Below are 13252 nucleotides of genomic sequence, written 5' to 3' on the forward strand. Positions count from 1 at the left end.
CCGGGCTCAGGCCGCCTTGGCGTTCCGCGCTAGGCCCAGCGCGTAGTCCGGCCACCACTGGCCGGCCTCCGGGCCGCCGCGGCAGGGGCCGTCCGAGTCGCCGGGCCGCTTGATCCACAGGACGGCGTCGAGCAGCGGGTCGCCCGTGCGGTCGGTCGGCGGGGTGCCGAGGCCGCGCCCCGGCGGGTTGCACCAGGCGTCCTCGCGGTCGCCGGACAGGGGGCCCTTGCCGTTGCGGCTGGTGTCCATGACGAAGTGCTTGCCGCCGACGGTCGCCGAGAGCGTACGGCCGTACGACTTGATCGTCTCGTCGCTCTGGAAGTTGGAGACGTTGAGCGAGAAGCCGTCGGCCTGGGCGATGCCCGCCTTCTGGAGCGGCTCGGTGAGCTTGTACGGCTCGGTGATCCAGCCGGGGTTCCCCGCGTCGAGGTAGACCTTCACCTCCGGCTGCCGCTTGAGGCGCTGGATCGCCTCGGAGAGCAGCTGGTAGCGGTCCGCGTGGTACTCGGCCGGGGTGCAGCCGTCCACGATGTGCGGGATCGCGTCGGGCTCGAGGATCACCAGGGCGGGCGCGTCGCCGATCGCGTCGGCGAAGGTGTCGACCCAGCTCCGGTAGGCGTCGGCACTGGCCGCGCCGCCCGCGGAGTGCTGGCCGCAGTCGCGGTGCGGGATGTTGTACGCGACGAGCACGGCGGTGCGGTCGTCCTCGACCGCGCCCCGCGTGGCCTTCGCGATGTCGGGTGCCGGGTCGTCCCCGGCCGGCCACACGGCCATGGCCCGCTCGGAGATGCGCCTGAGCGTCTCGGCGTCCTCGGCGCGGCCCTGTTCCTCCCACTGCCTGACCTGGCGCGCGGCGGGGCTGTCGGGGTCGACCCAGAAGGTGCCCGCGGGGGGCCCGGCGCTCGCGGTGGCGGGCTTGCGTGCGCCCACCTCCTTCTTGGTCCCTTCGGGCCCCGGGTCCGAGGAGGAGCAGCCTGCCGGGAGCCCGAGGGCGGCGAGGGCCGCGAGTGCCGTGAACGTGCGGAGCAGCCGGTGCATCCAGCCCCCTTGGGCGGTGGTGACAGTGACGGTCAGTCAGCCCGGCAATCGTTACATAAAGGACTATTCAAGCTCTTGTGCGACACCGCTTCCGGTGCCGGGTGCGGGCCCGGAACCGTGCGGGTGGCCGTCGAGGGGTACGTACGACCGAATTGCGAGACGGGGCTGACCGCCATATGACCGGCGGGTAAGGTCGATGCCGTGCCGAAGCCGCTCAGCCTCCCCTTCGATCCCATCGCCCGCGCCGACGAGCTCTGGAAGCAGCGCTGGGGATCGGTCCCGGCCATGGGCGCGATCACCTCGATCATGCGGGCGCACCAGATCCTGCTCGCCGAGGTCGACGCGGTCGTCAAGCCGTACGGACTGACCTTCGCGCGCTACGAGGCGCTGGTGCTCCTCACCTTCTCGCAGGCCGGCGAGTTGCCGATGTCGAAGATCGGCGAGCGGCTCATGGTGCACCCGACCTCGGTGACGAACACCGTGGACCGCCTGGTGAAGTCCGGCCTGGTCGACAAGCGCCCGAACCCCAACGACGGCCGCGGCACGCTCGCCTCCATCACGGAGAAGGGCCGCGAGGTCGTCGAGGCGGCCACCCGCGAGCTGATGGCGATGGACTTTGGGCTCGGGGTGTACGACGCGGAGGAGTGCGGGGAGATCTTCGCGATGCTGCGGCCGCTGCGGGTGGCGGCGCGCGATTTCGAGGAGCAGTAGGGCCCGCTCGGCAGGAAGTGGGATCGGGTCGTTCCGGTACGGGCGGGGGCGGCGAAGATCGCGTGAAAAGGGCCGTTACGCTCGTAGCCATGAAACGCAGCGTGCTGACCCGCTACCGGGTGATGGCCTACGTCACCGCCGTCATGCTCCTCGTCCTGTGCGCCTGCATGGTGGCCAAGTACGGCTTCGACAAGGGCGAGGGTCTGACGCTCGTCGTGTCGCAGGTGCACGGCGTGCTCTACATCATCTACCTGATCTTCGCCTTCGACCTGGGCTCCAAGGCGAAGTGGCCGTTCGGCAAGCTGCTCTGGGTGCTGGTCTCGGGCACGATCCCGACCGCCGCCTTCTTCGTCGAGCGCAAGGTCGCCCGGGACGTCGAGCCGCTGATCGCCGACGGCTCCCCGGTCACCGCGAAGGCGTAACCCCCACCGCCACGGACAGGTCCGTGGCGGTTGCCCATCGACTTTTACTAGGACGTCCTAGTAAATTCGATGGTATGGACGCTGACGCGATCGAGGAAGGCCGCCGACGCTGGCAGGCCCGTTACGACAAGGCCCGCAAGCGCGACGCGGACTTCACCACGCTCTCCGGGGACTCCGTCGACCCCGTCTACGGCCCCCGGCCCGGGGACACGTACGACGGGTTCGAGCGGATCGGCTGGCCGGGGGAGTACCCCTTCACCCGCGGGCTCTACGCCACCGGGTACCGCGGCCGCACCTGGACCATCCGCCAGTTCGCAGGCTTCGGCAACGCCGAGCAGACGAACGAGCGCTACAAGATGATCCTGGCCAACGGCGGCGGCGGCCTCTCCGTCGCCTTCGACATGCCGACCCTCATGGGCCGCGACTCCGACGACCCGCGCTCGCTCGGCGAGGTCGGCCACTGCGGCGTCGCCATCGACTCCGCCGCCGACATGGAGGTCCTCTTCAAGGACATCCCGCTCGGCGACGTCACGACGTCCATGACGATCAGCGGGCCCGCCGTGCCCGTCTTCTGCATGTACCTCGTAGCGGCCGAGCGCCAGGGCGTCGACCCGGCCGTCCTCAACGGCACGCTGCAGACCGACATCTTCAAGGAGTACATCGCCCAGAAGGAGTGGCTCTTCCAGCCCGAGCCGCACCTGCGCCTCATCGGCGACCTGATGGAGCACTGCGCGCGCGACATCCCCGCGTACAAGCCGCTCTCGGTCTCCGGCTACCACATCCGCGAGGCCGGGGCGACGGCCGCGCAGGAGCTCGCGTACACCCTCGCGGACGGCTTCGGGTACGTGGAGCTCGGCCTCAGCCGCGGCCTGGACGTGGACGTCTTCGCGCCCGGCCTCTCCTTCTTCTTCGACGCGCACGTCGACTTCTTCGAGGAGATCGCCAAGTTCCGCGCCGCGCGCCGCATCTGGGCGCGCTGGCTCCGGGACGAGTACGGGGCGAAGACCGAGAAGGCGCAGTGGCTGCGCTTCCACACGCAGACCGCGGGTGTCTCGCTCACGGCCCAGCAGCCGTACAACAACGTCGTCCGTACGGCGGTGGAGGCACTCGCCGCGGTGCTCGGCGGCACGAACTCCCTGCACACCAACGCCCTCGACGAGACCCTCGCGCTGCCGAGCGAGCAGGCCGCGGAGATCGCGCTGCGCACGCAGCAGGTGCTGATGGAGGAGACAGGCGTCGCGAACGTCGCCGACCCGCTGGGCGGCTCCTGGTACATCGAGCAGCTCACCGACCGCATCGAGGCCGACGCGGAGAAGATCTTCGAGCAGATCAAGGAGCGCGGGCGGCGGGCCCGTCCCGACGGGCAGCACCCCATCGGGCCGATCACCTCCGGCATTCTGCGCGGCATCGAGGACGGCTGGTTCACCGGCGAGATCGCCGAGTCCGCGTTCCAGTACCAGCGGTCCCTGGAGAAGGGCGACAAGCGGGTCGTCGGCGTCAACTGCCTCGAAGGCTCCGTCACCGGTGACCTGGAGATCCTGCGCGTCAGCCATGAGGTCGAGCGCGAGCAGGTGCGGGATCTTGCGGGGCGCAAGGGGCGGCGTGACGATGCGCGGGTGCGGGCTTCGCTCGATGCGATGCTCGCCGCTGCGCGGGACGGGTCCAACATGATCGCCCCCATGCTGGAGGCGGTGCGGGCCGAGGCGACCCTCGGAGAGATCTGCGGGGTGCTTCGCGACGAGTGGGGGGTCTACGTGGAGCCTCCGGGGTTCTGAGGTCCCCCTTCACCTGCGGGTGAGTGGGGGCCGGCCGCGCAGTTCCCCGCGCCCCTACCTGCACCTCCGCCCCGCCCCTTGCACGCCACCCCCACCCTGACGGGGGCGGTCGGGGGCGCGCCGGGGTCTTTTCAGGGGCGCGGGGAACTGCGCGAGCAACCCCCACCGGCCCGCAGATACACGCGAACCGGCGGCCGCCCCACAGCCGGCCCGCAGGGCGGGGGCCTAACAGGCAAGCGCCGGGGTCTTTTCAGGGGCGCGGGGAACTGCGCGAGCAACCCCCACCCACCCGCAGAGGGGGACGAACCGGACGAAATGCCCCCGCCCACCCGGGCGGTGCGAATTTGTAGGTTTAAGGCCCAGGGGCCAGGGCAGGCGCCGGGCCGGTCAACCGCCCCCCGCCCCAGGAGACCCCGTGACCTCGACCGGCCACGCCCGCACCGCCGCCATCGCCATCGGAGCCGCCACCGCCACCGTCCTCGGTGCGCTGCTGGTCGGCGGCTCCGGCGAGGTGAGTGCGAGCCCGCCGCCCGAGCCCAAGGTCCAGGACGACTTCGACTCCCTCGGCCCCGAGGTGCGCGCCGCGAAGCTCTCCGACGGGCGGACGGCCCATTACTCGGACACGGGCGACAAGGACGGCAAGCCCGTCCTCTTCATCGGCGGCACCGGCACGAGCGCCCGCGCCTCGCACATGACCGACTTCTTCCGCACGACCCGCGAGGACCTGGGCCTGCGCCTCATCTCCGTGGAGCGCAACGGCTTCGGCGACACCGCCTTCGACAAGAAGCTGGGTACCGCCGACTTCGCGAAGGACGCCCTCGAAGTCCTCGACCGGCTCGGCGTGGACGACGTGTCCGTCGTCGCGATATCCGGCGGCGGCCCCTACGCCGCGGAGCTCGCCGAGCGGGCCCCCGAGCGGATCTCGCAGCTGCACCTCGCGGCCGCCCTGCCGCCGTTCGGCACGAAGCCCGCCTACTGCTCCCTCTCCGACGACCGGCTCGCCGCCGCCGTGAAGGACCAGATCAAGGACCCGCGCAAGTGGTGGGCGTTCCCCGACGACAGCCCCGTGAAGTCGATCCCGGGCTTCGCCGACACGGCGTACGAGGAAGGCGCGCGCACCTACAACCAGCGCGGCCAGCAGGCCGACCCGGCGCCCCAGGTGCACGAGCAGAAGCTGTACTGCGAGCGCCCCGGCCCCGACCTGTCGAAGCTGGACGCCCCCGTGTACCTCTACGGCGGCAAGAAGGACACCACCGTGCCGCCCGCGACGCTGAAGACCTGGCAGGACGCGCTGCCGGGCAAGGCGAAGGTGCGCTCGTACGCGGACTCCGGGCACGACGTGCAGTACCGGCACTGGGACCAGATCCTCGTCGACCTGGCCGGGCACGGGGACCGCACCGTGGTGTGCAAGGGCGACCACACCCGCGTACTGATGACGGGCGACGCCGACCGGCTCGTCGGCAAGGGCAAGGCCACGCTGGGCAGCTGCGCCTGGAACAAGAAGTAACGGGGCGGGCCCTCAGGGCGCGGGCAGGGTCAGGCGGAACAGCGCGCCGCCGCCCGGCGCCCGCTCCGCCGTGAGCTCCGCCCCGTGCGCGTGCGCGATCTGCCGGGCCATCGCGAGGCCCAGCCCCGAGCCGGGCAGCGCGCGGGCCTTCTCCGCGCGGTAGAAGCGGTCGAAGACGTACGGCAGGTCCTCCTCCGCGATGCCAGGCCCGTGGTCGCGCACGGTCAGCTCCGTGGTGGTCAGCGCGACCTCGACGGGCGCGCCGGGCGGGCTGAACTTGGCCGCGTTGTCGACGAGGTTCGTGAGCAGCCGGGACAGCCGTGCCGGTACGCCGGGCACGCTGAGCTCCGCCGCCTCCGGCGCCACCTGGAGCGTGAAGGGGATGGCAGGCCAGTGGCCGCGGGCCGCGTCCACCGCGTGGGCGGCCAGCGGCGCGAGCCGCACCTCTTCGAGCAGCGGCTGCGGCTCCGCGTCCCTGGCCAGCTCGATCAGGTCGTTGACAAGACCGGTGACCTCGCGCAGCTGCCGGCCGAGCGCACCGGACGCCCGGTCGCGCTGCGCGTCCGTCAACCGGTCCGCCCTGGCGAGGAGTTCGGCGTTCGTGCGCAGCGCCGTCAGCGGGGTGCGCAGCTCGTGCGAGGCGTCGGCGACCAGTCGGCGGCGCGCCGCCACGGACTCCTCCAGCTCGGCGAGCATCGTGTTGAACGTGGTGGCGAGGCGGGTCACCTCGTCCTCGTGCCCCTCGCGGCCGGGCGGCCCCGGCGGCAGCTCGATGCGGTGGCGGGCGTCACGGGTGGCCGCGATGCGCTCGGCCGTGGCGGTGAGCCGCGTGATCGGCGCCAGACCGGTGCGCGAGACCCAGTAGCCGCCGGCCGCCGAGAACAGCACGCCCGCGCCGCCCACCGCGGCGAGCAGCCCAGCGGCCTGCCGCACGCCGCGCTCCGCGATGTCCGCGCGCAGCGCGACCTGCACCGCCTCGCCCTCGGCGCCGAAGGTGGTGGTGAACAGGCGCCCCGGCTTGCCGCCCGGCAGCGTGAAGTTCGAGTAGTAAGGGGCGCGGCGGCCCGCGGCGACCTCCCGGGTCGGCCCGTTCACCGGCAGCAGATACGGCTTCGACGGATCGTCCGCCGCGTCGGCCGGGACGATCTGGGAGCAGGCGGGCGCGCCGAGGAACCGGCATTCGCCCGTGATGACGCCGGGCCCCTCCGCGTGGTGCTGCTGCGCGATGAGCCCGGCCGACTGGGCGAGGTTCTGGTCGAGCTGCTGGTACAGCTTGTAGCGGATCACGAAGAACGCGGCGGTGCACACCCCGACCGCCACCAGCGCGACGGCGGCCGCCGCCATCACCGCGAGCCGGGTCCGCAGCGGCCTGCGCCGCCGCCAGCGCGCGCCGAGCCTGCGCCGCGCGCTCACGGGGAGCCCAGCCGGTAGCCGACGCCGTGCACGGTGTGCACCAGGCGGGGCTCACCGCCCGACTCCAGCTTGCGGCGCAGATAACCGACGTACACCGCCAGGGAGTTGGAATCCGGGCCGAAGTCCCGGCCCCAGACTGCCTGCTGGATCAGGTCCCGCGGCAGGACCTGGCCCGCGTTGCGCAGCAGCAGCTCAAGGAGGACGGCCTCCGTACGGCTGAACTCGACCCGGCGCCCGCCGCGGCTGCCGGTGCGCGTCGCGGGATCGAGGACGAGATCGCCGTACGAGAGGTCGTCGCCGTCGTCCGCGGCCCGCTCCGGCGTCGCCCGCCTGAGCAGCGCCCGCACCCGGGCCACCAGCTCGTCCAGGGCGAACGGCTTCACCAGATAGTCGTCGGCGCCCGCGTCCAGGCCGTCCACGCGCTCGCTCACCGAGTCCAGCGCGGTCAGCACGAGGACCGGGGTGCGGTCGCCCGCGGCGCGCAGCTGACGGCAGACCGCGAGCCCGTCCATGACCGGCATCAGGACGTCGAGGACCACCAGGTCCGGCTGCCAGCGGGCCACCGCCGTGAGCGCCCGGTGCCCGTCCGCCGCGCCCCGTACGTGGTGGCCCTCGACCGTCAGGGCGTCCTCGACGGCGGCCCGGACCTCGGGGTCGTCGTCGACGACGAGGATCCGGTGCGGTGCCGCCCCGCCCGCGCCCGGCGGGCCGCCCTTGCTGGTCACGCTCGCGAAACTCATGCACCAAAGGTGCCAAACACGGCTCTTAAAACCCTCTTAGACCCTCGCGTGAAGCTCCACTGCCATGCGAACCACTCTCTCCGTCGTCATCGGCGCGGGCGGCACCGGCGGGCACATCTACCCCGGCCTCGCCCTCGCCGACGCGCTGCGCCGGGCCGTGCCGGGCGCGGTGATCTCCTTCGTCGGCACCGAACGCGGCCTGGAGACCCGGCTGATACCGGACGCCGGTTACCGCCTCCACACCGTCGACATGATTCCCTTCGACCCGTCGCTCGGCGCCCGCCGCTATCTGCTGCCTGCCGCGCTCCTGAAGTCCGGCGCCCAGTGCCGGACCATCCTGCGCGAGCAGGGCGCGCAGGTCGCCGTCGGCATGGGCGGCTACCCCAGCGCCCCCGTCATCGTCGGCGCCCGCATGGCGGGGCTGCCCAGCCTCATCCACGAGTCCAACGCCGTGCCGGGGCGCGCCAACCGGTTCGCGGCCCGCCTCACCCCGAACATCGCGGTCGCCTTCGACCGCAGCCGCGCCCACCTGCCGGGCGGCGAGCGCGCGCACACCACGGGGATGCCGATCGCCGCGCCGCTCGCCGCGCTCGACCGGGCCGCGCTGCGCGACGAGGCGCGGCGCGAGCTGGGCGTGCCGCCCGGCGCCCGGCTCGTCCTCTTCAACGGCGGCAGCCTCGGCGCGGCCCGCCTCACCGAGGCGGCGATCGGCCTCGCGGCGCGCTGGCGGGAGCGACGGGACGTTCACCTGCTGATCAAGACCGGCCCCGCGGCGCTCGAGGAGACGCGCTCCCGGCTCGCCTTCGAGGGCGGGGGCGCGATCGCCCGCGCCGTTCCCTACCTCGACCGCATGGACCTCTCCTACGCTGCCGCCGACCTCGTCGTCTGCCGCGCGGGCTCCGCGACCGTCGCCGAACTCGCCGCCACCGGCGTTCCCGCCGTCCTCGTGCCCTACCCGCACGCGCCCGGCGACCACCAGACCCACAACGCCCGGGTCCTCTCCGACGCCGGCGCGGGCCTCCTCCTGCCCGACGCGGAGACCACAGCGGACCGTCTCGTGGGGCTCATCGGGCCGCTGCTCGCGGATCCGGTGCGGCTCGCCGCGATGAGCGGCGCCGCGGACCCCGGGCCGCACGCCCGCGCGGCCGACCTGCTCGCCGAGCGGGTCCTCGGACTCACCCACCACCACACGTCTCACCTGGAGTACGCATGACCACCGTTTCCCGGCAGAACTTCTCCTGGAAGAACCGCACCGTCCTCGTCACCGGCGCCGAGGGTTTCATCGGCTCGACGCTCGTCGACCAGCTCCTGGCGGCGGGTGCGCGGGTCCGTGCCTTCGTGCACTACAAGCCGTACGCCGAGAAGGGGCACCTCGCGCATCTCCTGGGCGACCCGCGGGTCGAGATGATCGCGGGGGACGTGCGGGACGCGGGGCGCGTGATGGACGCCGTCGCCGGGTGCGACACCGTCTTCCACCTCGCCGCGCTGATCGGCATCCCGTACTCGTACGACTCCCCGGGCGCGTACGTCCAGACGAACGTGGTCGGCACGGAGAACGTCGCGGAGGCGTGCCGACGGCACTCCGTGCGGCGCATGGTGCACACGTCCACCAGTGAGGTGTACGGGACCGCGCTGACGGCGCCGATCAGTGAGGCGCACCCGCTCCAGCCGCAGTCCCCGTACTCCGCGTCGAAGATCGGCGCCGACATGATGGCGCTCTCGCACTGGCACGCCTTCGAGCTGCCGGTGACGGTGGTGCGCCCCTTCAACACGTACGGTCCGCGGCAGTCGGCCCGCGCCGTCATCCCCACGATCCTCGCCCAACTGCACTCCGGCGCCCGGGAGATCAACCTGGGGTCGCTGACGCCCACGCGGGACTTCACGTACGTGACGGACACGGCGCGGGGGTTCATGGCGATGGCGGTCGCCGACCGGGCGCTCGGCCACGCGGTCAATCTCGGCGTCGGCCGGGAGATCTCCATCGGGGACCTCGCGGAGGCGTTGATCGCGGCGTCGGGGCGGGAGGCTTCCGTGGTCGTCGACCCCGCGCGGCTCCGCCCCTCCGGGAGCGAGGTCGAGCGGCTGCTCTCGGACAACTCCCGGGCGCGGGAGTGGGGCGGCTGGGTTCCGGAGGTGTCCCTCGCGGAGGGGCTGAAGCTGACGTCGGCGTGGGTCGCCGAGAACCTGGAGCTGTTTGCTCCCGACCGGTATCAGGTCTGATTTTCCTCCGCGGGCCGGTGGGGGGTCTGTGCCGCCGCTTCGCGGCGGATGCTCCCACCCGCCCACCCGTTCACCCCGCACCGCATGCTCAGCGTAGGAGCTCACCCCTGCGTCGCTGCCGCCGCCAAGCCGCTCAGGAGGAGGAGGGTGAAGCGGCGGGCCCACTCCTCGTCCACCGGTTCCGCGCTGACCAGGGCGCGGTGCACCACCGCGCCCGCGATCACGTCGAAGATGAGGTCGGCGGTGCGGGACGCGGCGAGGGGGTCGGGTTCGGGCGGGAGTTCGCCGCGCGCCTGCGCCCGCTCACGGCCCGCGAGGACCAGCCGCTTCTGGCGGTCGACGATGGACGCGCGGATGCGGTCCCGCAGCGGCTCGTCCGTCGTGGACTCCGCGACCACCGCCATCAGTGCGGTCTTCGTCTCCGGGCGCCCGAGCAGCACCGCGAACTGCAGGACGACGCCCTCGATGTCGGCGGCGAGGCTGCCCCGGTCGGGGAGTTCCAGCTCGTCGAAGAGCTCCGCCACCGCGTCCACGACCAGCTCGCTCTTGCCCGCCCACCGCCGGTACAGGGTCGTCTTGGCGACGCCCGCACGCGTGGCGACGGCGCCGAGCGTCAGCTTGGACCAGCCCAGTTCGACGAGGCCCTGCCGGGTCGCCTCCAGGATCGCGGCGTCGGCGGTCGCGCTGCGCGGGCGGCCGCCGGTGCGGGCGGGTGGAGTGGTGGACGTACGGCTCTGCATGGGCGCGACCATACCGGCCGGTACGCGGCCGTCCGGGGTGCGGAGTGAGGGAGATCACCGACGGGTGCTTCCCCGGGCCGCGTTGGGACAGTTACGCTACGACCCGTAGCGAAAGCCACGAGAGACAACCACGCAGCACGATCACCGGCACGGGGTGGGGACCCCGGGCCAATCGCCGGACCTCCGGTCTTCGTCGGAGCCTCGAACCGCATCCCCCGCGACCCCGCAATCCGGCGGGGGTCCACGGACGGGCGCGGTTCCCGCACGGGTTGGGGGAGGATGTACTCATGCAGCCACGGAACATGTCCATGAGCGGAGTCGTCGACCTCGCCGCGGTGAAGGCGGCCCAGGAGGCCAAGGCGAAGGCGGAGCAGGCGCGCGCCGACGCGGCGCGGCAGGGCGGGGGCGCGGCAGGCGCCGCGGTGTCCCCGGCCTCCCTCGTCATCGATGTCGACGAGGCGGGCTTCGAGAGCGAGGTCCTGCAGCGCTCCACCGAGGTCCCGGTCGTCATCGACTTCTGGGCCGAGTGGTGCGAGCCGTGCAAGCAGCTGGGCCCCCTCTTGGAGCGGCTCGCGCAGGAGTACAACGGCCGTTTCCTCCTTGCCAAGATCGATGTCGACGCGAACCAGATGCTGATGCAGCAGTTCGGGGTCCAGGGGATCCCGGCTGTCTTCGCGGTGGTGGCCGGACAGGCCCTGCCCCTCTTCCAGGGCGCCGCCCCCGAGGCGCAGATCCGCCAGACGCTGGACCAGCTCATCCAGGTCGGCGAGGAGCGCTTCGGCCTGACCGGCCTCGTGGTCGACGCCGACGCGCAGGGTCAGCAGGCCCCCGCGCCCGCCGAGGTGCCGGCCGGTCCTTACGACGCCCTGCTCGAAGCGGCCGTACAGGCGCTGGACGCGGGCGATCTCGCCGGTGCTGTCCAGGCGTACAAGAACGTGCTCAGCGACGATCCGGCCAACACGGAGGCCAAACTCGGGCTCGCGCAGGCCGAGTTGCTCCAGCGTGTCCAGGGTCTCGACCCGCAGGCGGTCCGCAAGGACGCCGCCGACAGCCCGGCGGACGTGCGGGCCCAGATCGCCGCGGCCGACCTGGATCTGGTGGGTGGTCATGTCGAGGACGCCTTCGGGCGGCTCATCGACACGGCGCGGCGCACCGCGGGCGACGACCGGGACGCCGCGCGGGTGCGGCTCCTCGAACTCTTCGAGGTCGTGGGCGGCGAGGACCCGCGCGTGACGTCGGCGCGCACGGCGCTCGCCCGGGTCCTCTTCTGAGCCGGGATTCTCCGACCAGTCCATAAACCCGGGGCGTCGTGATGCAGGAGTGAAAACTCCGCACCCGAGGCACCACAGTGGCCGCGCTTTGCCAAAACTTGGCAAACGCGGCCGCTGTTACTTGGAGTAAGACACCCGCACCCTTCTGGGCTGTTACGCCCACTGATGTTCCGTTCTGTGCCGCCTCTTTGAGCCACCGTCCGTGCCCGACCGATACCGCGCGGTCGCGCTTCGGTTATCGGGCCGTTACTAGCGAGTAACGAACCCCCTTGTGCGGGCGCCGAGAATGCACCACGATCGGCCACGCTCGGTCCGATGACCCGCCAACCCGAAAGCCAGTCGGGAGCGGGCCTTCCGGGTCCCCACCGAGCAGGCCGGTGACGCCGTCGCCGGTCTGGACAGGGGGGTCTCTGCCGTTCCCGGCAGGGCCTGTCCGTGAGGTTGTGCGTGATGCGTCAGGCGCGACCAGTGGTTGTCGCTCGGGGGTGATCGCCGGTGAACGTGGTGCGGTTGCGCGCCTCCGATGCGGGCGCTCTCCTTCCCGAGGACGTAGCACTTCTCCCATCCCTGCCCGGCTGAGCCGCCCGAAAGGGAGCAGTCAGGGCCGGAGATGTACGTCCGAGAAGGAGGAAAGTCATGGAATCTGTGGCTCGTGGCGGAACCAGATGGAAGCGGTTCGCCGTAGTCATGGTGCCGAGCGTCGCGGCTACCGCCGCGATAGGTGTCGCCCTCTCGCAGGGCGCGCTCGCGGCATCGTTCAGTGTGTCCGGCCAGTCGTTCAAGGTCTCGGCCGACAAGCTCGACGGCCGTGGAATGGTCCAGTACGGCGGAGTTGACGTCGGCGTCGACATGAAGGGCGAGAAGGCCGCCCACCCGGTGTCGGTCTCGGCCTTCAAGAAGGCCAAGATCACCAACATGTGCCAGTCCGTCGTGACGCACATCCCGGTGCTCGGCGATGTCACGCTGCAGCTGAGGGCGGGCGGCGGCAAGACGCCGGTCGAGGCCAAGAACCTGTACATCGACGTGGCGCAGCTGAAGGCCGATGCCGAGTTCAGGAACATCAACATCGGCGTCGCCGCCGGGGCCTCCAAAAAGGGACCCGGCATGAAGGGCGGCAACGAGCAGGCGAACCCGAACGGTTTCGCCCAGGAGGCCGACCGCGCCATCCTGCGGGACATCGAGCAGACGGCCTGGGCGACCAGCGCGGGCACCTTCAAGCTCAGCGGCCTCAACATGAAGCTGCACAAGGGCAAGAACGAGTGCTTCTGAGCACCCGCTTGAGCACGCGCTGAGTCCTTGACCCGCCGGCCCGTCAGGGCGGGCACGGGACAGCGACTGGCCCGGCGGGCGCGGAGAACGTCTCTCCCGCCCGCCACCACAGAGCTTCACCGAATTCACGTACCGCCGGTTCCAAG

12 protein-coding genes are annotated in these 13252 nt (G+C 72.0%); 8 read left to right on the plus strand and 4 right to left on the minus strand.

The window, feature by feature from the left end; translation table 11 throughout:
* Window positions 1–6: 6 nt before the first annotated feature.
* Complete coding sequence (locus ACZ56E_RS10445; RefSeq protein WP_471213004.1) at window positions 7–1038, minus strand: glycoside hydrolase family 6 protein; 1032 nt, start codon at window positions 1036–1038, stop codon at window positions 7–9.
* Between the two features lie 201 nt (window positions 1039–1239).
* Here ACZ56E_RS10445 and ACZ56E_RS10450 point away from each other — a divergent pair, with 201 nt between their 5' ends.
* From ACZ56E_RS10450 to ACZ56E_RS10465, 4 genes are all read left to right on the plus strand, one after another.
* Entirely contained in the window at window positions 1240–1749 is a 510-nt protein-coding gene (locus ACZ56E_RS10450) for a MarR family winged helix-turn-helix transcriptional regulator (RefSeq protein WP_362990340.1), read from the plus strand.
* Between the two features lie 89 nt (window positions 1750–1838).
* Window positions 1839–2171 carry a DUF3817 domain-containing protein gene (locus ACZ56E_RS10455; protein ID WP_362990342.1) on the plus strand — a complete coding sequence of 111 codons (333 nt, stop codon included), beginning with the start codon at window positions 1839–1841 and terminating at the stop codon, window positions 2169–2171.
* Window positions 2172–2245: 74 nt separating this feature from the next.
* Window positions 2246–3946, plus strand: coding sequence for an acyl-CoA mutase large subunit family protein (locus ACZ56E_RS10460; RefSeq protein WP_468608781.1), 1701 nt, complete (start codon window positions 2246–2248; stop codon window positions 3944–3946).
* Window positions 3947–4361: 415 nt separating this feature from the next.
* Window positions 4362–5453 (plus strand): alpha/beta fold hydrolase, encoded by a 1092-nt coding sequence (locus ACZ56E_RS10465; protein ID WP_468608779.1) that lies wholly within the window; start codon window positions 4362–4364, stop codon window positions 5451–5453.
* A gap of 12 nt (window positions 5454–5465) precedes the next feature.
* Here the strand turns inward: ACZ56E_RS10465 and ACZ56E_RS10470 are convergent, their stop codons facing one another.
* Both ACZ56E_RS10470 and ACZ56E_RS10475 read right to left on the minus strand, forming a co-directional pair.
* The gene (locus tag ACZ56E_RS10470; RefSeq protein ID WP_471213008.1) at window positions 5466–6866 is read right to left on the minus strand and encodes a sensor histidine kinase; all 1401 of its coding nucleotides are present in this window, start codon (window positions 6864–6866) and stop codon (window positions 5466–5468) included.
* Complete coding sequence (locus ACZ56E_RS10475) at window positions 6863–7606, minus strand: response regulator transcription factor (protein ID WP_468089647.1); 744 nt, start codon at window positions 7604–7606, stop codon at window positions 6863–6865. The genes ACZ56E_RS10470 and ACZ56E_RS10475 overlap by 4 nt, the downstream gene beginning before the upstream one ends.
* Before the next feature lie 64 nt (window positions 7607–7670).
* Here ACZ56E_RS10475 and ACZ56E_RS10480 point away from each other — a divergent pair, with 64 nt between their 5' ends.
* Both ACZ56E_RS10480 and ACZ56E_RS10485 read left to right on the plus strand, forming a co-directional pair.
* Window positions 7671–8819, plus strand: coding sequence for a UDP-N-acetylglucosamine--N-acetylmuramyl-(pentapeptide) pyrophosphoryl-undecaprenol N-acetylglucosamine transferase (locus ACZ56E_RS10480; RefSeq protein WP_471213010.1), 1149 nt, complete (start codon window positions 7671–7673; stop codon window positions 8817–8819).
* The gene (locus tag ACZ56E_RS10485; RefSeq protein ID WP_471213011.1) at window positions 8816–9826 is read left to right on the plus strand and encodes an SDR family NAD(P)-dependent oxidoreductase; all 1011 of its coding nucleotides are present in this window, start codon (window positions 8816–8818) and stop codon (window positions 9824–9826) included. The genes ACZ56E_RS10480 and ACZ56E_RS10485 overlap by 4 nt, the downstream gene beginning before the upstream one ends.
* 101 nt (window positions 9827–9927) lie before the next feature.
* On the opposite strand, the gene ACZ56E_RS10490 is transcribed toward ACZ56E_RS10485, so the two are convergent.
* Complete coding sequence (locus ACZ56E_RS10490; protein ID WP_468089642.1) at window positions 9928–10566, minus strand: TetR/AcrR family transcriptional regulator; 639 nt, start codon at window positions 10564–10566, stop codon at window positions 9928–9930.
* A 287-nt stretch (window positions 10567–10853) separates the two neighbouring features.
* Here ACZ56E_RS10490 and ACZ56E_RS10495 point away from each other — a divergent pair, with 287 nt between their 5' ends.
* Entirely contained in the window at window positions 10854–11837 is a 984-nt protein-coding gene (locus ACZ56E_RS10495) for a tetratricopeptide repeat protein (RefSeq protein WP_471213013.1), read from the plus strand.
* 636 nt (window positions 11838–12473) lie between these two features.
* The gene (locus ACZ56E_RS10500; protein ID WP_468608769.1) at window positions 12474–13106 is read left to right on the plus strand and encodes a DUF6230 family protein; all 633 of its coding nucleotides are present in this window, start codon (window positions 12474–12476) and stop codon (window positions 13104–13106) included.
* The last annotated feature ends 146 nt before the right edge of the window (window positions 13107–13252 follow it).

This window comes from Streptomyces sp. NPDC039480 (genome assembly GCF_055597165.1).

Bases quoted from the DNA above. Each gene is read 5' to 3' on its own strand.
- ACZ56E_RS10445 (WP_471213004.1), bottom strand. From the start codon at position 1,038: ATGCACCGGCTGCTCCGCACGTTCACGGCACTCGCGGCCCTCGCCGCC.
- ACZ56E_RS10455 (WP_362990342.1), top strand. From the start codon at position 1,839: ATGAAACGCAGCGTGCTGACCCGCTACCGGGTGATGGCCTACGTCACC.
- ACZ56E_RS10460 (WP_468608781.1), top strand. From the start codon at position 2,246: ATGGACGCTGACGCGATCGAGGAAGGCCGCCGACGCTGGCAGGCCCGT.
- ACZ56E_RS10475 (WP_468089647.1), bottom strand. From the start codon at position 7,606: ATGAGTTTCGCGAGCGTGACCAGCAAGGGCGGCCCGCCGGGCGCGGGC.
- ACZ56E_RS10480 (WP_471213010.1), top strand. From the start codon at position 7,671: ATGCGAACCACTCTCTCCGTCGTCATCGGCGCGGGCGGCACCGGCGGG.
- ACZ56E_RS10485 (WP_471213011.1), top strand. From the start codon at position 8,816: ATGACCACCGTTTCCCGGCAGAACTTCTCCTGGAAGAACCGCACCGTC.
- ACZ56E_RS10490 (WP_468089642.1), bottom strand. From the start codon at position 10,566: ATGCAGAGCCGTACGTCCACCACTCCACCCGCCCGCACCGGCGGCCGC.
- ACZ56E_RS10495 (WP_471213013.1), top strand. From the start codon at position 10,854: ATGCAGCCACGGAACATGTCCATGAGCGGAGTCGTCGACCTCGCCGCG.
- ACZ56E_RS10500 (WP_468608769.1), top strand. From the start codon at position 12,474: ATGGAATCTGTGGCTCGTGGCGGAACCAGATGGAAGCGGTTCGCCGTA.